At 66.4% G+C, this 16261-nt stretch carries 18 protein-coding genes; 6 read left to right on the top strand and 12 right to left on the bottom strand.

Features of this window, described 5'->3' with window-relative positions; translation table 11 throughout:
- Positions 1-82: 82 nt before the first annotated feature.
- The 4 genes from AAFP30_RS26295 to miaB all read right to left on the bottom strand — a co-directional run bounded on the left by AAFP30_RS26295 (position 83) and on the right by miaB (position 5116).
- Positions 83-1192: an NDMA-dependent alcohol dehydrogenase gene (locus tag AAFP30_RS26295; protein WP_419233002.1), complete on the bottom strand. Its 1110-nt coding sequence runs from the start codon at positions 1190-1192 to the stop codon at positions 83-85.
- Positions 1193-1249: 57 nt separating this feature from the next.
- On the bottom strand, positions 1250-2737 hold the full coding sequence (gene styD / locus AAFP30_RS26290) for a phenylacetaldehyde dehydrogenase StyD (RefSeq protein WP_419233000.1): 1488 nt from the start codon (positions 2735-2737) through the stop codon (positions 1250-1252).
- A 199-nt stretch (positions 2738-2936) separates the two neighbouring features.
- Entirely contained in the window at positions 2937-3596 is a 660-nt protein-coding gene (locus AAFP30_RS26285) for a hypothetical protein (protein WP_419232999.1), read from the bottom strand.
- The gene (gene miaB, locus AAFP30_RS26280) at positions 3596-5116 is read right to left on the bottom strand and encodes a tRNA (N6-isopentenyl adenosine(37)-C2)-methylthiotransferase MiaB (protein ID WP_419233078.1); all 1521 of its coding nucleotides are present in this window, start codon (positions 5114-5116) and stop codon (positions 3596-3598) included. The genes AAFP30_RS26285 and miaB overlap by 1 nt, the downstream gene beginning before the upstream one ends.
- A gap of 215 nt (positions 5117-5331) precedes the next feature.
- On the opposite strand from miaB, the gene AAFP30_RS26275 reads away from it, so the two are divergent.
- From AAFP30_RS26275 to AAFP30_RS26260, 4 genes are read left to right on the top strand one after another with little or no spacing between them, the layout of a single operon-like run.
- Positions 5332-6060: an amino acid ABC transporter ATP-binding protein gene (locus AAFP30_RS26275; protein WP_419233077.1), complete on the top strand. Its 729-nt coding sequence runs from the start codon at positions 5332-5334 to the stop codon at positions 6058-6060.
- Between the two features lie 2 nt (positions 6061-6062).
- The gene (locus AAFP30_RS26270; RefSeq protein ID WP_419232998.1) at positions 6063-7061 is read left to right on the top strand and encodes a glutamate ABC transporter substrate-binding protein; all 999 of its coding nucleotides are present in this window, start codon (positions 6063-6065) and stop codon (positions 7059-7061) included.
- A 13-nt stretch (positions 7062-7074) separates the two neighbouring features.
- Positions 7075-7758: an amino acid ABC transporter permease gene (locus AAFP30_RS26265; RefSeq protein WP_419232997.1), complete on the top strand. Its 684-nt coding sequence runs from the start codon at positions 7075-7077 to the stop codon at positions 7756-7758.
- Positions 7755-8639 (top strand): amino acid ABC transporter permease, encoded by an 885-nt coding sequence (locus tag AAFP30_RS26260; RefSeq protein ID WP_419232996.1) that lies wholly within the window; start codon positions 7755-7757, stop codon positions 8637-8639. Before AAFP30_RS26265 ends, AAFP30_RS26260 begins: the two co-directional genes overlap by 4 nt.
- 64 nt (positions 8640-8703) lie before the next feature.
- Here the strand turns inward: AAFP30_RS26260 and AAFP30_RS26255 are convergent, their stop codons facing one another.
- From AAFP30_RS26255 to pgsA, 7 genes are all read right to left on the bottom strand, one after another.
- On the bottom strand, positions 8704-9222 hold the full coding sequence (locus tag AAFP30_RS26255) for a regulatory protein RecX (RefSeq protein WP_419232995.1): 519 nt from the start codon (positions 9220-9222) through the stop codon (positions 8704-8706).
- Between the two features lies 1 nt (position 9223).
- Positions 9224-10267, bottom strand: a complete 1044-nt coding sequence (gene recA / locus AAFP30_RS26250; protein ID WP_419232994.1) for a recombinase RecA — start codon at positions 10265-10267, stop codon at positions 9224-9226.
- 237 nt (positions 10268-10504) lie between these two features.
- Positions 10505-10699: a DUF3046 domain-containing protein gene (locus AAFP30_RS26245; RefSeq protein ID WP_419232993.1), complete on the bottom strand. Its 195-nt coding sequence runs from the start codon at positions 10697-10699 to the stop codon at positions 10505-10507.
- Between the two features lie 19 nt (positions 10700-10718).
- Positions 10719-11897 (bottom strand): glycosyltransferase, encoded by a 1179-nt coding sequence (locus AAFP30_RS26240; protein ID WP_419233076.1) that lies wholly within the window; start codon positions 11895-11897, stop codon positions 10719-10721.
- A 3-nt stretch (positions 11898-11900) separates the two neighbouring features.
- Positions 11901-12719, bottom strand: a complete 819-nt coding sequence (locus AAFP30_RS26235; protein ID WP_419232992.1) for a PspA/IM30 family protein — start codon at positions 12717-12719, stop codon at positions 11901-11903.
- Positions 12720-12804: 85 nt separating this feature from the next.
- Entirely contained in the window at positions 12805-13146 is a 342-nt protein-coding gene (locus tag AAFP30_RS26230) for a helix-turn-helix domain-containing protein (protein ID WP_419232991.1), read from the bottom strand.
- 222 nt (positions 13147-13368) lie between these two features.
- The gene (gene pgsA, locus AAFP30_RS26225; RefSeq protein ID WP_419232990.1) at positions 13369-14046 is read right to left on the bottom strand and encodes a CDP-diacylglycerol--glycerol-3-phosphate 3-phosphatidyltransferase; all 678 of its coding nucleotides are present in this window, start codon (positions 14044-14046) and stop codon (positions 13369-13371) included.
- Between the two features lie 147 nt (positions 14047-14193).
- On the opposite strand from pgsA, the gene AAFP30_RS26220 reads away from it, so the two are divergent.
- Positions 14194-14733 (top strand): amino-acid N-acetyltransferase, encoded by a 540-nt coding sequence (locus AAFP30_RS26220; protein WP_419232989.1) that lies wholly within the window; start codon positions 14194-14196, stop codon positions 14731-14733.
- A gap of 25 nt (positions 14734-14758) precedes the next feature.
- Positions 14759-15043 (top strand): YciI family protein, encoded by a 285-nt coding sequence (locus AAFP30_RS26215; protein ID WP_419232988.1) that lies wholly within the window; start codon positions 14759-14761, stop codon positions 15041-15043.
- 57 nt (positions 15044-15100) lie between these two features.
- On the opposite strand, the gene AAFP30_RS26210 is transcribed toward AAFP30_RS26215, so the two are convergent.
- On the bottom strand, positions 15101-16096 hold the full coding sequence (locus tag AAFP30_RS26210) for a TerC family protein (protein ID WP_419232987.1): 996 nt from the start codon (positions 16094-16096) through the stop codon (positions 15101-15103).
- Positions 16097-16261: the final 165 nt, after the last annotated feature.

The raw sequence follows: 16261 nt of genomic DNA, 5'->3' as shown, positions 1-16261 counted from the left end.
TTTCCCCGCTGATCGAGTAAGCCCGGCGACGAAGGAGCCGAGCGCATCGAGATCACCTGTCACGCAAGGAAAGAACTCCCACTCAGTACATGATCACACCACGCACGTTCTCCGCGCGGAGCATGGCGTCGTAGCCGTCGTTGACCTGATCGAGACTGTAGGTGCGCGTGATCATCTCGTCGAGCTTGAGATCACCCTCCATGTACAGCCGGAGCAGGTGCGGGATGTCGTAGCGGATGTTGGCGTTGCCGAACCACGCGCCCTTGAAGGTCTTACGGAGGGCGGTCAGGTCGAACAGGCTCATCGACACCTCGGTCTCGGTGATGGCGCCGACCGAAACCTGCACACAGACACCACCTTTGGCGACGAGGCTCATGGCAGGCGCGACCAGCGCGCCACTGGCGACGGCGACGGTGATGAGCACCTTGTCGGCCAGCCGACCCCAGGTGAGGTCGTTGAGCAGCGGCAGCGCTTCCTCGATCGAGGCGACCGCATGGGTGGCACCGAAGATCTTGCCCTGTTCCCGCTTGAACTCCGACGGGTCGACCAGGATCACGTGCCGGGCACCGGCCAGCGCCGCACCCTGCACGGCACCGCAGCCCACACCGCCCATGCCGAGCACCACGACGGTCTCGCCGGCCTGCACACCCGCGGCGTACACCGCCGATCCCCAGCCGGTGGTGACACCGCAGCCGACGAGCGCGGCCTTGTCCAGTGGGATGTCGTCGGTGAGCTTCACGCACGACGCCTGGTTGACGACGGTCACCGGCGAGAAGGTGCCGAGCAGACACATCAGGGCGGCGTCCTGGCCATTGACGTGGTGGCGGGACGTACCGTCGGAGATCTGCAGACCGACCATCAGATCGGCGCCCAGGTCGCAGATGCTCGACATACCGCGCGCACACGACGGACACTTGCCGCACGCCGGGATGAATCCGAGTGCGACGTGATCGCCGACCTCGAGATCATTGACGCCGGGACCGACCTCGGTGACCACCCCGGCACCCTCGTGGCCGCCGATGAACGGGTAGGCGACCGGGATACTGCCGTCACGGATGTGTTCGTCGGAATGGCACATGCCCGACGCGGCGAGCTCTACCTTCACCTCGCCGTACTTCGGCGCGTCGAGTTCGAGTTCCTCGATCTTCCAGGGCGTGTTGGGTTCCCACAGGACAGCAGCTTGCGTCTTCATTCGAGTTTCTCCTCAGTGTGGTGACGGGTGGTTGATGTACGACTGGAGTGATCACCGTCACAAGACGACGGTAACCACTTTTTCCTCGGTATTGGCCTCGATTCCCGACCATCCGAGTTCGCGACCGATGCCGCTGGTCTTCATGCCGCCCCACGGCAGCGCCGGATCGATGGCGGCCCACCCGTTGACCCAGACAGCTCCGGCGCGCACCTGACCGGCGAGCGAATGCGCATACGCGACATCGCGCGTCCAGATGCTCGCCGCCAGTCCGTAGGCCGAGTCATTGGCCATCCGGATCGCGTCGTCGACGTCGTCGTAGGCGATGACCGTACCGACCGGCCCGAAGATCTCCTCCCGCGCGATCGTCATGTCGTTGGTCGCGTCGGCGAAGATCGTCGGCTGCACGAAATAGCCGGCACCGTCGCGGGCCGCACCACCGGCGGCGACGCTGGCACCGTCCCGCTTGCCGGCCTCGATGTAGCCGAGCACCGAATCCCGCTGGCGGGCGTTGACCAGCGCACCCATCGTGGTGGCCGGGTCCAGCGGGTCACCGAGGACCTGTGCGGCCGCGGCCTGTGCGAGGCCGTCGACGACCTGGGTGTACAGCGACCGATGCACCAGCACCCGGGTGCCGGCGGCGCACACCTCGCCCTGGTTGAAGAACAACCCCATCGCGGTGCCGTTGACGGCCGCCTCGAGGTCGGCGTCGGGCAGGATGATCTGCGGCGACTTGCCACCCAACTCCAGGGTGACCCGACGGAACCGTTCCGCGGCGACCACACCGATGTGCCTGCCGACGCGCGGGCTGCCGGTGAAGCTGATCTTGTCGACGTCGTCGTGGGTGATCAGCGCCTCGCCGGTCACCTCGCCGAGGCCGGGCAGCACGCTGACCACCCCGGCGGGCACACCTGCCTCTTCGATGAGCCGCGCCAGATGCAGGATCGACAGCGGTGCATCCTCCGGCGGCTTGACGACGACGGTGTTGCCGGTGGCCAGCGCGGGCGCCAGTTTCCAGGCGGCGATCATCAGCGGTGTGTTCCACGGGACGATCGCGGCGATCACGCCGACGGGCTCGCGGACCGTGTAGGAGTGGGTCGGCCGACCGAAGTAGCCTGCGGTCGGAATGGATCGGCCGGTGATCTTGTCGGCCCAGCCGGCGAAGTGCCGGAAGGTGGCCGCGGCGTTGGGCACGTCGAGCATCGCGGGTTGCCCGACCGGTTTGCCGACGTCGAGCGCCTCGAGCGTCGCGAGGAGTTCCGCGTCGCGGTCGATGAGGTCGGCGATGGCGTTGAGCACCCGCCCGCGGGCCGGGCCGGACATGGCGGCCCATTCACCGTCGAGTTGAGCTCGGGCGGCGCGGACCGCGTCGTCGACGTCGGCGGCCGATGCCGCGGACACCGTGGCGAGCAGCTCTTCGGTGGCCGGATTCAGGTCACGAAAGGTATTGCTGCCCTGGGCCTCTCGCCACTCCCCGGCGACGAAGAGCGATGTCGCCGCCCCGTCGGGCAAGCGCGCGTCGGCGCGCGACTCGGTCACTGCGGTCATCGTTGATCCTCCTGATCGACGTTGTGATGTCGATCACCAGGATCACGCGGGAGACAAGTAGGAACTTGACCATACGCGCACAACTACCAACCAATTCACGCACGCGAGAATTACGCCGACAGCAACCACTTTTCCGCCGACAGCAACAGTCGGTAGTTGCTGTCGGCGGGAAAGTGGTTGCTGTCGGCGGGAAGGTGGCTCAGGTGTTGTTGGAGTCCGGTTTCCGCTGCAACGACCGCGCGAGTTCTTCGCGGGCCGCGGCCTCCTTGCGCCGCTCCTCCTCCAGCGCGAGGTGGTAGGTGCTGCGCGCCCACACCACCCGCGCCCAGTGGAACGTGAGGACGACCGCGGCGACCAGGCCGAGGATCAGTCCGATACCCACGCCGCTCGGCGGTTCCACACCGCCGACGCCCGGGGTATTGCGCGACCACCACGCCAGTACCCCGGCCACCACCGATACGGCACTGCCGCACAGCGCGATCCAGGCGATCGTCCATCGTCGGGTGAGCAGTGCCAGCACCGAGAACCCGATGTCGAAGATGAGCAGCAGGTAGACGAACACCTTCGAGGTGATGGTGATGCGTGCGGCGTCGGCGTCGGGCGCGGACGTGAGCACCTCGATGCCGCTGGCCGCCCCGGTGTGCGGCAGCACCAGCGACAGCATCGCGAGCAGTACCGCCCCGGCCACCACGAGAGCACGCATGCCGGGATCGATCTCCCCGGCCACCTTGCGTTCGGCCTTGCGCAGATCGCTCTCATATTCGGCCAATCGGCCGGCACTCACCCGGTCCCGGGCGCGTTGCGCGGCCTGGGCCAGTTCGTCGTCGCGGGAATCGGCGGGACGGTCGTCGTCGGTCATCAGTTACATCCTCCTGCACAGGCATTCGCAGCGGCCGGTTCGACCGGCGCGGCACCGATCGTCGGCATACCAAGGCCGACCCCGACGGGCGGGGTCGTCGGCATGCGGCTGGCTTCATGGGCGTCACCGGCGCGGGTACGTCGGTGGGTGGCCACCCCGGCATCGGCGATGAGGTGATGCGGCGCGGCTTCGGTGACCCGCGTGGTGATCACGTCGCCGGGCCGGATCGCCTCGGCTGAGGAACCGGCTCGGTCGCCGGTGGCGAAGTGCACGAGTCGCCCGTCCCGCGCGCGACCGGTCATACGCTGGGTGTGCGCGGATTTGCGACCCTCGTCGGCGACGACGAGCAGTTCGACCTCGGTGCCGATCAACGCCTGGTTCTCGGTGAGGCAGATCTGCTCCTGCAGTGCGATGAGTCGTTGGTAGCGTTCGCTGACCACCTCGGGCGGCACCTGGTCGTCCATGGTCGCGGCCGGGGTCCCCGGACGCGGCGAGTACTGGAAGGTGAAGGCACTCGAGAAGCGTGCGGCGGCAACCACATCCAGGGTCGCTTGGAAATCCTCTTCGGTCTCGCCGGGGAATCCGACGATGATGTCGGTGGTGATCGCGGCGTGTGGCATGGCGGCACGCACCTTGTCGAGGATGCCGAGGAACTTGGTGGTGCGATAGCTGCGGCGCATGGCGCGCAGCACCCGATCCGATCCCGACTGCAGCGGCATGTGCAGCTGCGGACAGATGTTCGGGGTCTGCGCCATCGCCTCGATGACGTCGTCGGTGAACTCGGCCGGATGCGGCGAGGTGAAACGCACCCGCTCCAGGCCGTCGATCTGCCCGCAGGCGCGCAGCAGTTCGGCGAACGCCCCGCGATTTCGCGGCTGCTCCGGATCGGCGAAGGACATGCCGTAGGCGTTGACGTTCTGCCCCAGCAGGGTCACCTCGAGCACGCCTTGGTCCACGAGCGCCTGCACCTCGGCGAGCACATCCCCGGGTCGACGGTCGACCTCTTTGCCACGCAACGACGGCACGATGCAGAACGTGCACGTGTTGTTGCAGCCGACCGATACCGACACCCAGCCGGAGTAGGCGGAGTCGCGGCGGGCGGGCAGCGTCGACGGGAAACGGTCGAGGGCATCGAGGATCTCGACCTGCGCGGCCTCGTTGTGGCGGGCGCGGTCGAGCAACGCGGGCAGCGAACCGATGTTGTGGGTGCCGAAGACGACGTCGACCCACGGCGCCTTGCGCAGCACGGTGTCCTTGTCCTTCTGTGCCAGACATCCGCCGACGGCGATCTGCATGCCGGGCCGCGACGACTTGACCGGCGCGAGGTGCGAGAGGTTGCCGTACAGCTTGTTGTCCGCGTTCTCCCGGATGGCGCAGGTGTTGAACACCACCAGATCGGGGTCGGCGTCGTCGTCGGCCCGGGTGTACCCGGCGTCCTCGAGCAGACCGGCGATCCGCTCGGAATCGTGCACATTCATCTGGCAGCCGTAGGTGCGGACCTGGTAACTGCGACCACTCATGCCCGGCTCGGCGGTGACCTCCGACGGCGCGACACGCCGCTGCGACAACTCGATACTCACTGGATCCAGGGTACTGGCCAGCGCAAATCGCCCCGATGCCTGGAACCGGGCAGATTCCGCGAGGCCAAACAGCGCGACGCCGGTCACGTTCGCCCCTAATGTTTACGCTTATGACCGTTTCGCCGAGCGAAGGGCCCGCCGCCGGGTCAGGACCGATGATCGCCATGCGCGACGTGCAGAAACACTTTGGTGACCTGCACGTGCTCCGCGACATCAACTTGGAGGTGCCGACCGGCCAGGTGGTGGTCGTGCTCGGGCCATCCGGTTCCGGTAAGTCCACCCTGTGCCGCACCATCAACCGACTCGAGCCGATCGACAGCGGCGAGATCTACGTTGAGGGCATTCTGCTCCCCGACGAGGGCAAGGATCTGACGAAGCTCCGCGCCGACGTCGGCATGGTGTTTCAGTCGTTCAACCTGTTCGCCCACAAGACGATCCTGGAAAACGTGTCGCTCGCCCCGATCAAGGTGCGCAAGCAGAAGAAGGCCGACGCGAACAAACGCGCGCTGGAATTGCTCGATCGGGTCGGCATCGCCGCCCAGAAGGACAAGTATCCCGCACAGTTGTCCGGCGGACAGCAACAGCGCGTGGCCATCGCCCGCTCGCTGGCGATGAACCCGCAGATCATGCTCTTCGACGAACCGACCTCGGCACTGGACCCGGAAATGGTCAACGAGGTCCTCGACGTCATGGTCTCGCTGGCCAAGGAGGGCATGACGATGCTCGTGGTCACCCACGAGATGGGCTTCGCCCGCAAGGCCGCCGACCGGGTGATCTTCATGGCCGACGGCGCGATCGTCGAGGACACCGATCCGGACAGCTTCTTCGACAATCCGCAGTCCGAGCGTGCCCGCGACTTCCTCGGCAAGATCCTGGGCCACTGATCATGCGTCGAACCACCAAGACAGCCGGCGTCCTGCTCGCCGCGGTACTGCTGCTCGCCGGCCTGCTGTCGGCGTGCGGCAACAGCGAGCCGCGTAATCTGGTCGACTCGATCCGCAGTGGCTCGGTCATCCTCGGCACCAAGTACGACCAGCCCGGCCTCGGTATCCGCAACCCGGACAGGACGGTGACCGGTTTCGATCCGTCGGTCTCCACGTATGTGGTCAACCACATAGCCGACGAACTCGGCGTCAAGCACCCGGAGATCCAATGGCGGGAGACGCCGTCCGCGCAGCGCGAGACGCTGATCGACAACGGCGAGGTCGACATGATCGCCGCCACCTACTCGATCACATCGGCGCGTGCCAAGAAGGTCGACTTCGCCGGTCCCTACCTCATCAACTATCAGGGCCTGCTGGTCCGCAAGAACGACGACTCGATCAGCGAGCTGACCGACTTGGACAAGGGCAAGAAGCTCTGTTCGGTGACCGGCTCGACCCCCGCCCAGAACGTGAAAGCCCAGCTGCCGAAAGTCCAACTGCAGGAATATGACTCGTACTCGTCGTGCGTGGAGGCATTGCGTCGCGGCAAGGTCGATGCGCTGACCACCGACGAGGTCATCCTGGCCGGATATTCGGCGTTCTTCCCCGGCGAATTCAAACTCGTGGGCATGAGCTACCCGAAGGACGCGTGCGTGAAGGATGCGTTGAAGAAGGCCGGCACGCCGTTCTCCACCGAGTACTACGGCATCGGCCTGGCCAAGGGGTTCCCCGACACCGTCGCACAGGTCAACAAGGCACTGCAGGCCATGTTGGCGCCCCCGGCCGGTGGTGGTCCATCGGCGTGGGACACCGCGCTACGCGACGCACTCGGCGATGAGGAGGTCGACTCGATGATCGCGAGGGCCGACGCCCCGGACTCGAAGTACAAGTTCACGCCGGACCCCGGGAACCTGACGTTCCTGGATTCCGAACCGACACCGTGTCCGCCGGAACTGAGCTGAGGGGGGTCTGATCATGGGTGATCTCTGGTCGGACATGGCGCCACAGTTGTGGCCCGCGTTCTGGATGACCATCAAGCTGACGTTCTTCTCCGCGGTCGGTGCGCTGATCTGGGGCACCATCCTGGCGGCGATGCGGGTGTCTCCGGTGCCGGTGATGCGTGGCTTCGGCAACGTCTACGTCAACATCGTGCGCAACACCCCGTTGACGCTGATCATTTTGTTCTGCTCGGTCGGGCTCTATCAGAATCTGGGACTCGCCCTCGCGCCGGACAACGAGAACTTCATCAAGAACAACAACTTCTGGCTCGCGGTGCTGGCGTTCGTGCTCTACACGGCCACTTTCGTCTGTGAAACCCTGCGGTCCGGGTTCAACACCGTGCCGCTCGGGCAGGCCGAGGCCGCCCGATCCCTGGGCCTCGGTTTCACCCAGGTCTTCGGGATCATCGTGCTCCCCCAGGCGTTGCGGGCGGTGATCGCGCCGCTGGGCAGCGTGCTGATCGCGCTCACCAAGAACACGACGATCGCGTCGGTCATCGGCGTGGCCGAGGCCTCCCTGCTGATGAAGGAGGAGATCGAGAATCACGCCGATCAGATCGTCGCGGTGTTCTTGATCATCGCGATCGGATTCATGATCATCACGTTGGCCGAGGGCTTCTTCTTCGGCTATCTCGCGAAGCGACTGGCGGTGAAGCGATGAGCACCAATGCAACTGTCCTCTACGACGCACCGGGCCCCACCGCCCGACGACGCAACGCGATCATCGCGGCCGTGTTCATCGCGCTGCTGATCGCCGTCGGCGCGTGGATTCTGTTCGTGCTGGCCGGCAATGATCAGCTGACCTCGGAGAAGTGGAATCCGTTCGTCAAGTCGACGACCTGGACCACCTACGTGCTGCCCGGCCTGTGGGGCACGCTCAAGGCGGCCGCCCTCTCGATCGTGCTCGCGCTCATCCTGGGTGCCGTGCTGGGTATCGGCCGGCTCTCCGACCATCGGTGGGTCCGGGCGATCGCCGGGTTCCTGGTGGAGGTGTTCCGCGCGATCCCGGTGCTGATCCTGATGATCTTCACCTACTACCTGTTCGCCGAGTACGCCGTCGTCCCGTCCTCCCAGCTGGCGTTCGCCGCGGTGGTCACCGGTCTGACCCTCTACAACGGGTCGGTGATCGCGGAAATCCTGCGCGCCGGCATCAATTCGCTGCCGAAGGGACAGACCGAGGCGTCGATGGCGCTCGGCCTGGGCAAGAGCCAGATGATGACCTCCATCCTGCTGCCGCAGGCGGTGACCGCGATGCTGCCGGCCCTCGTCGCGCAGATGGTGGTGGCGTTGAAGGACAGCGCCCTGGGTTATGCCATCGGCTACGTCGAGGTGGTCCGTTCGGGTATCCAGTCGGCGTCGTACTACGGCAACTATTTGCCCGCGCTGGTGGTGGTCGCGATCGTGATGATCATCATCAACCTGGCACTCTCCTGGTTCGCCACCTATCTCGAACGTCGACTCCGGCAGGGACGGCGCAAATCCACGGTGGCCGACGCCGAGGAGACCGACCTGGCCGCGATGGAGAACATGCCCGGACGCTAGCCGAGCCCCCGATCCCTGAGGTGCGAGGCGCTAGCCGAGCCCCCGATCCCTGAGGTGCGAGGCGCTAGCCGAGCCTCGAAGGGTCAAGCGCCTCGTTGACGACGTCGATGGCCATCGCCTGCGGATACCCGCGCCTCAGCAGCATCCCGACGAGGCGACGGAACAGCTTGTCTCGCATGGATGGATCGTCGTGTAGCTGCGCTAGCTGGGACGGCGTGAGTTTCTTGGCCACCAGACGCTGCGCCACAGCACGCTCGTCGTCGGGGTCGACCTCATCGAGCGCCGACTCGATGATGGCGGTGTCCACACCCTTGGCGCGCAGCTCCTGACGGAGCGCAACCCGGCCGCGCCCGGAGTTCGCCTGTCGCGCACGCACCCACTCGCCCGCGAACTCGGTGTCGTCGATCAGCTTGTGCTTGTCCAGTCGCGCCAGTACGTCGTCGACGGTGTCGGCGTCGAAACCCTTGCCCGCCAACCGTTGCGCCATCTCGTGCCGGGAACGCGCGCGGACCCCGAGGAGTCGCAGTGCGGCGTCCCAAGCACTGGGGCCGGTACGCTCCTCGGGGTCCTGCGTCGTGCTCACGTCAGAATTCGACCGGGGCGGGAGCCACGTCGTCGGCGTCGACGACGGCGCCGATACCCAGCTTCTCCTTGATCTTCTTCTCGACCTCGTCGCGGATATCGGTGTTCTCCAGCAAGAACTTCCGCGCGTTCTCCTTGCCCTGGCCGAGCTGATCACCCTCGTAGGTGAACCACGACCCGGACTTGCGGATGAAGCCCTCGGCGACACCCATGTCGATCAGCGAGCCCTCCTTGGAGATGCCCTGGCCATAGAGGATGTCGAACTCGGCCTGCTTGAACGGCGGCGCCACCTTGTTCTTGACGACCTTGACGCGGGTGCGGTTACCCACCGCGTCGGTGCCGTCCTTCAGGGTCTCGATGCGGCGGACATCAAGGCGCACAGACGAATAGAACTTGAGCGCCTTACCACCGGTGGTGGTCTCCGGGGAGCCGAACATCACGCCGATCTTCTCGCGCAGCTGATTGATGAAGATCGCGGTGGTCTTGGAGTTGTTCATCGCGCCGGTCATCTTGCGCAGCGCCTGGCTCATCAGGCGGGCCTGCAGGCCGACGTGGCTGTCGCCCATCTCGCCCTCGATCTCGGCCTTGGGCACGAGTGCGGCCACCGAGTCGATCACCAGGATGTCCAGTGCGCCGGACCGGATCAGCATGTCGGCGATCTCGAGGGCCTGCTCACCGGTGTCCGGCTGCGACACCAGCAGGGCGTCGGTGTCCACCCCGAGGCGGGCGGCATAGTCCGGGTCGAGCGCGTGCTCGGCGTCGATGAACGCCGCGATGCCGCCCTGCGCCTGCGCGTTGGCCACCGCGTGGAGCGCGACGGTGGTCTTACCCGATGATTCCGGGCCGTAGATCTCGACGACCCGGCCGCGCGGGAGTCCACCGATGCCGAGGGCGACGTCGAGGGCGATCGAACCGGTCGGGATGACCTCGATCGGCTGACGGGTCTCCTCGCCGAGACGCATGACCGAGCCCTTACCGAAGTTCTTGTCGATCTGGGCGAGGGCGAGATCGAGAGCCTTCTCACGATCCTGGGGCGCTGCTGCCATGGGGTTCTCCTCCGAACTCTCCGCCGGTGCTCCGGTCGGTTGGATTGTGTTCTGCTGACGTGGTGTGGACGTTAGCGGTGGGGTCTGACAAATCTCGTCGGCTGGGCTCTGGCGTCGGTGTTCTCTACTGACTTGGACGCGCCCGATGCGTGCGCGGTTCCGTTCCATCACCACAATGGACGAACATGTGTTCGATGGCAAGTGTGACACGCGGGCGTGCCGCCCGGATCTCTCAGGTCACCAGAGATTGCGGGGGACGTCGAAGTCCCGGCAGATGGCGACCCAGACGTCGCGAGGGTCGATGCCCGCCTCGATGGCCTGCGCACCGGTGCGGCCACCGAGTTCCACCAGCACGTGATCGCGCAGCATGGAATCGGCCGAGGACACCCCGAACTGGGTGGTGAGGAGTTCGGTGAATTCGGTCAGACGCACGACCGCCAGCGTACTGGTGTCAGCGCGGGAGGTACTTCTCGACGATCGGCACCGGGTCGAGCACATCACTGCGGGTCGCCGCGGCTCGCTCGGCGGCCTCGGTGAACACCGGGTCCACCAGCACCTGCCGGACCGCGTCGGCCAGCGCCGACACCTCCAGTGGCCGCACCAGCAGTCCGCCACCCTGTCGTCGCACCCGGTTCGCGAGCTCCCATTGATCGCCACCGCCGGGCACGGTCACCACCGGCACCCCGGCCGCCAGCGCCTTGGCGAGCATGCCGTGGCCACCGCCGCACACCACGGCCCGGGCGTGCGCGAGAACCTCGTCCTGGCGCCCGGTACCCACCACAACCCGCTCAGACGACGACACCCCCTCCGGCGGCTGCAGTGCCGAAACTACAACGCGCACAGGCATTCCCAGCTCATCGTCGGTCAATGCGGCAAGTGCGGTGCGGGTCAGGTCGACGCCGGTGTCCGCGGTGGACGGCGCGACGAGCACCAGCGGTTCGATACCCGGCGGCCGGTCGAACACTTCGTCGGTCGGCTCCCACAGCAATGGTCCGACGACATGGGTGTCGGCGGGCCAGTCCGGGCGAGAGACCTCCAGCGCCGGCAGGGTTGCGATCAGGCGTGCGGCCGGCCCACCCGGTCCGCGCAGTCCGATTCCGGCCCGGGCATGCGAACGCTGCCGCTCGCCACCGCGCACCGAACGGGCGGTCGCGGCGCGCATCAGGGTGTCGCGCAACCGTCCACGCCAGCCGACGCCGGGTTCGAGCCCGGAGCCGATCGGCGGCAGACCGCGCGACGGCCGGTAGAGCGGATGTGGGGAGAGCTCGAGCCACGGGATACCGGTCAGCTCGGCCGCCCATCCCCCGCCGACGGTGATGACGTCGGAGATGACCAGCTCGATGCCCCGCGCCCCGAGTACCGGTGCGAGCTCCACCGCGATCCGTGCGGCGCGGTGGCTCAGTTTCGCTCCGGCGTCCCCGTCGTCGTCGCCATGCTGGACGGCCAGTCCGGGGAGTTCGGCGATCTCCACGCCGTCGACAACGCGTGCGTCACGCCACCGCGGTCCGGTGAAGACGACGATCGGCCGGCCCGCCGCGGCGAGCCGCTCGGCCAGCGCGAACGCCGGAAAGGCATGTCCCGCATCGGGTCCCGCGACAAGCGCGACCCGTGCGGTCGATGGTTGTGGGATGGATCAGTTCCCGGTCTGCGGCGGCTCGACGGTCGGCTGCACCGGCGTGGTCGAGGGCTGCGCGGGCGTGGTGTTGGTGGCGCCGCCGGTGGGCAGTGCCCCACCGTTCATGCTGGCGCGGATCTGCTCGAGGCGGGCGTGGCCGGCCATCTGCACACCGGCCTGCTCGACCTCCTGCATGCGACCCTGCACCGAGTTCTGTGCCAGCTCGGCCTGCCCGATGGCGTTCGCGTAGCGACGCTCGATCTTGTCGCGCACCTGGTCGAGGTTCGGGGTGTTGCCGGGGACCGCGAGTTCGCTCATCTGATTGAGCGACGCGCTGACCTGCTCCTGCATCTTGGCCTGCTCGAGCTGCGTGAGCAGCTTGGACCGCTCGGCCAGCTTCTGCTGCAGCATCATCGCGTTGCGCTCGACGGCCTGTTTGGCCTGCTCGGCCGCCTGCAACGACTGGTCGTGCAATGCCTTGAGGTCTTCGACGCTCTGCTCGGCGGTCACCAACTGCGCGGCGAAGGCCTCGGCGGCGTTGGTGTATTCCTGGGCCTTCTTGACGTCACCGGCGGCCGATGCCTGATCGGCCAGCGTCAGCGCCTGACGCGTGTTGGCCTGCAGCTTCTCGATCTCCTCGAGCTGCCGGTTGAGCTTCATCTCCAGCTGGCGCTGATTGCCGATGACCGATGCCGCCTGCTGGGACAGCGCCTGATGCTGACGCTGGGCATCCTCGATCGCCTGCTGAATCTGAACCTTCGGGTCCGCGTTCTCGTCGATTTTCGCGTTGCCGAGCGCCATCAGGTAGCGCCACATCTTCACGAACGGATTCGCCATAGCTTCTCGTCAGCTCCCATATCCGGTAGGTCCAGCGGTGTGTGACACCAATCTAGCGGGTGTCACCGACGGTCGACGGCAGGAATCACGCGGCCGCGAGCGCAGCCGGCGCAGGAATGACCACCTTGGTGTCGAGGACCGCCATGTCGGCGTCGCCGACCGCAGCCCCGGCGACAACCGCGTCGTCGTCCACGTGCGGACGCATCGAGTGCCCGATGTCGAGCAGCAGATCGGCGATCTCCACGTCGAGCGCATCGCAGATCGCTGCGAGCAGCTCCGACGACGCCTCCTTCTGTCCGCGTTCGACCTCGGACAGGTAACCCAGACTCACGCGGGCAACGGTGGACACCTCGCGCAGTGTCCGGCCCTGGTCGGTGCGGACCCGGCGCAGACTCTCGCCCAGCGCCTCGCGCAGTAGCACTGCCATCGAGCGTCCTCCTCACTGCTTCGTGCCGACGGTCGGTCACAACGCTTGATCGTCGGGACAACGTACGCGCAGCGCGACGAGTTCCCGGGACCCGCGTACACCGACCGTCGATGTGCGAAAACCCGTGCCGACGACAGTAGTCCACAATGGTTGCGCCCGCCCCACCGGACACCCCGCGTCGAGCACGTTGCGCCGAGGGCGAACACCTTCGAACAGCTGGGGTCAGCGGCGTCCGGCGTCGGATGACGAGTCGGGCGCGGCACCCGTCGAACGGCTGCGCAGCGCGACCGCCTGCCAGATGTAGTCGAACCCGGTGATCACGGTGACCACCACCGCCGCCGCCATGACCACGACGGCCGCCACGTGCCAGGCACCGGCCAACGGCAGCAGATACAGGCCGATCGCAATCGCCTGCAACAGGGTCTTGAGTTTGCCGCCGCGGCTGGCCGGGATCACCCCGTGCCGCAGCACCCAGAACCGCAGCGCGGTGACACCGAGCTCACGGACCAGGATGATCGCGGTGACCCACCAGGAGAGGTCGCCGAGAATGGACAGCCCGACCAGGGCGGCACCCATCAATGCCTTGTCGGCGATCGGATCGGCCATCTTGCCGAAGTCGGTGATCAGACCCCGCTGTCGCGCGATCTTCCCGTCATAGCGATCAGTGATGGCCGCGACGGCGAACACTGCGGCCGCCGCGATCCGCCAGCCGGTGTCGTGGCCACCTGCGGCGAACAACACGACGATGAACACCGGAACCAGCACGATCCGGAAGACGGTGAGCGCGTTGGCGATATTGACCACCGGCACGTGATGCACCGGATCGGTGATGTGATCGGGCGCGCGGCCCGCGTTCGCGAGTCCCCGATCTTCGACGGCGCGGCGCATACGATCGGTCATGCCACACCGATCCATTCACTCCGGACCGCGGTCCGGCGCCCCTGTCCACGCACGTCCCCAGCCTATCTGCCGGGTTCGGCGATCGGATCGCGGCACCACCGAAACCGGCGTGCGGCGGCTTTCGATGCGCGACTACTGTGATCACCCATGGCCACCGACGCGCCCGAACCGACTCCGGAGGACCCGCACCAACCGGATCTGGTGATCCGCCGGGCGCGCACGTCCGACGTCCCGCGCATCAAGGACCTCATCGACCAGTACGCCGGCCGCATCCTGCTGGAGAAGAACCTCGTCACCCTGTACGAGTCGGTCCAGGAGTTCTGGGTGGCCGACGTCGAAGGGACTGTCGTCGGCTGCGGCGCCCTGCACGTGCTGTGGGCCGATCTCGGTGAGGTCCGCACCGTGGCCGTGGACAAGAACTCCGGCGGACGCGGGATCGGGCACCGGTTGGTGGCCCGCCTGATGGACGTGGCGCGCGAGCTCCAGTTGTCCCGGGTCTTCGTCCTCACCTTCGAGACCGCCTTCTTCGGCCGGCACGGATTCGTCGAGATCGAGGGCACCCCGGTGACCCGCGAGGTCTTCGAGGAGATGTGCCGCTCGTACGACACCGGTGTCGCCGAGTTCCTCGACCTGAGCTACGTCAAACCCAATACTCTCGGCAACACCCGCATGCTCGCCAACCTCTGACATCCACCCCGAACAGGAGCCGACGATGGCAATCTTCGCAGTGCACTACGGCTATGGCCCGGCCAAGGCCGCGATCCGCGATGAGTACCGACCGCTGCACCGCGAGTGGCTGCTCGAGGAGTTCAACGCCGGCAACGTCGTGGCGACCGGCCCCTACCCGGACGGATCCGGGGCACTCATCCTCATCCGTGCCGACAGCCTCGACGGCGCCGAGGCGTTCCAGAACAACGACCCGTTCATCGCCCACGAGGCGGTCGATCAGGTGCGGATCGTCGAATGGACCGAGGTGTACGGACCGTTCGGCAACTGAGCCGAACGACCGTTTCGACACGCTCCTCGTACCTCGTCGCTGCTCAACGAGCGGTGGTCAGTTCTCGCTGATCTCCGGCGTTTTCGGCTTCCTCGAACTCATCAGGCTCGCGACGGTGGTGATCACCAAGGTGCCGATGATCACGCCCAGCGACACCACCGTCGAGATCTCCGGCACCGCGACGTGCTCGCCACCGTTGATGAACGGCAGGGTGTTCTCGTGCAGCGCGTGCAGCACCAGCTTCACGCCGATGAACGCGAGGATGAACGAGAGTCCGTAGGACAGGTAGACCAGGCGGTCGAGCAGGCCACCGAGCAGGAAGTACAGCTGTCGCAGGCCCATCAGCGCGAACGCGTTGGCGGTGAACACCAGGTAGGGCTCCTGGGTCAAGCCGTAGATCGCCGGGATGGAGTCGAGCGCGAACAGCACATCGGTGAAGCCGATGACGATGAGCACCATCAGCATCGGGGTCGCGAGTCGCTTACCGTTGGCCTTGGTGAACAGCTTGTCGCCGTCGTAGGTGTCGCTGGTGCGCAGGTACTTCTTGACGAAGCGTTCCAGTCGCGTCTCGCGCTCTTCCTCGTGTTCGACGGGGTCGTCGCTCTCGCGCAGCAGCTTGATCGCGGTGAAGATGAGGAACGCGCCGAACAGGTAGAACACCCAGCTGTAGGCGTTGATCGCGGCGGCGCCGACGGCGATGAACAGACCACGCAGGACCAGCGCCATCACGATGCCCAGCAGCAGCACCTTCTGCTGATACTCCTTGGGCACGGCGAACTTCGACATGATGATGACGAAGACGAACAGGTTGTCCACCGAGAGGGCTTTCTCGGTGACGTAGCCGGCGAAGTATTCACCGCCGTAGGTGTTTCCCCATTTCCACCAGACGAAGAGGCCGAACACCACCGCGATGCTGATGTAGATCGCAGACCAGGTGCCCGATTCCTTCAGCGATGGCGCGTGCGGCACCCGCACATGGGCGAAGAAGTCGAAGACGAAGAGACCCAGGATCACCAGACAGGTGATGATCCAGATGGTGGGTGAGACATGCATGATGACGAGTTCCTCCAGCAAGCAGCACAAGGTTGCGATGCCAGAGGTCTCTCCCGCCGGTTCCGGTGGATATTTCCGAAACCGACCGGTGCATCCGGGCCGGCCGTCCAGCGATGATCGGCACCGCTGGGTCGGGGCGACCGTATTGACGGACACACCACGAGG

It is taken from the genome of Gordonia sp. CPCC 205515 (assembly GCF_048537925.1).
Lineage (GTDB): Bacteria > Actinomycetota > Actinomycetes > Mycobacteriales > Mycobacteriaceae > Gordonia.
The sequence above is the reverse complement of the archived record's forward strand: the minus strand, read 5'-3'. Positions and strand labels throughout refer to the sequence as shown.

Coding starts and splice junctions, on each gene's coding strand:
- AAFP30_RS26295 (WP_419233002.1), bottom strand. CDS start 1,192: ATGAAGACGCAAGCTGCTGTCCTGTGGGAACCCAACACGCCCTGGAAG.
- styD (WP_419233000.1), bottom strand. CDS start 2,737: ATGACCGCAGTGACCGAGTCGCGCGCCGACGCGCGCTTGCCCGACGGG.
- AAFP30_RS26285 (WP_419232999.1), bottom strand. CDS start 3,596: ATGACCGACGACGACCGTCCCGCCGATTCCCGCGACGACGAACTGGCC.
- miaB (WP_419233078.1), bottom strand. CDS start 5,116: ATGAGTGGTCGCAGTTACCAGGTCCGCACCTACGGCTGCCAGATGAAT.
- AAFP30_RS26275 (WP_419233077.1), top strand. CDS start 5,332: ATGATCGCCATGCGCGACGTGCAGAAACACTTTGGTGACCTGCACGTG.
- AAFP30_RS26270 (WP_419232998.1), top strand. CDS start 6,063: ATGCGTCGAACCACCAAGACAGCCGGCGTCCTGCTCGCCGCGGTACTG.
- AAFP30_RS26265 (WP_419232997.1), top strand. CDS start 7,075: ATGGGTGATCTCTGGTCGGACATGGCGCCACAGTTGTGGCCCGCGTTC.
- AAFP30_RS26260 (WP_419232996.1), top strand. CDS start 7,755: ATGAGCACCAATGCAACTGTCCTCTACGACGCACCGGGCCCCACCGCC.
- recA (WP_419232994.1), bottom strand. CDS start 10,267: ATGGCAGCAGCGCCCCAGGATCGTGAGAAGGCTCTCGATCTCGCCCTC.
- AAFP30_RS26235 (WP_419232992.1), bottom strand. CDS start 12,719: ATGGCGAATCCGTTCGTGAAGATGTGGCGCTACCTGATGGCGCTCGGC.
- AAFP30_RS26230 (WP_419232991.1), bottom strand. CDS start 13,146: ATGGCAGTGCTACTGCGCGAGGCGCTGGGCGAGAGTCTGCGCCGGGTC.
- pgsA (WP_419232990.1), bottom strand. CDS start 14,046: ATGACCGATCGTATGCGCCGCGCCGTCGAAGATCGGGGACTCGCGAAC.
- AAFP30_RS26220 (WP_419232989.1), top strand. CDS start 14,194: ATGGCCACCGACGCGCCCGAACCGACTCCGGAGGACCCGCACCAACCG.
- AAFP30_RS26215 (WP_419232988.1), top strand. CDS start 14,759: ATGGCAATCTTCGCAGTGCACTACGGCTATGGCCCGGCCAAGGCCGCG.
- AAFP30_RS26210 (WP_419232987.1), bottom strand. CDS start 16,096: ATGCATGTCTCACCCACCATCTGGATCATCACCTGTCTGGTGATCCTG.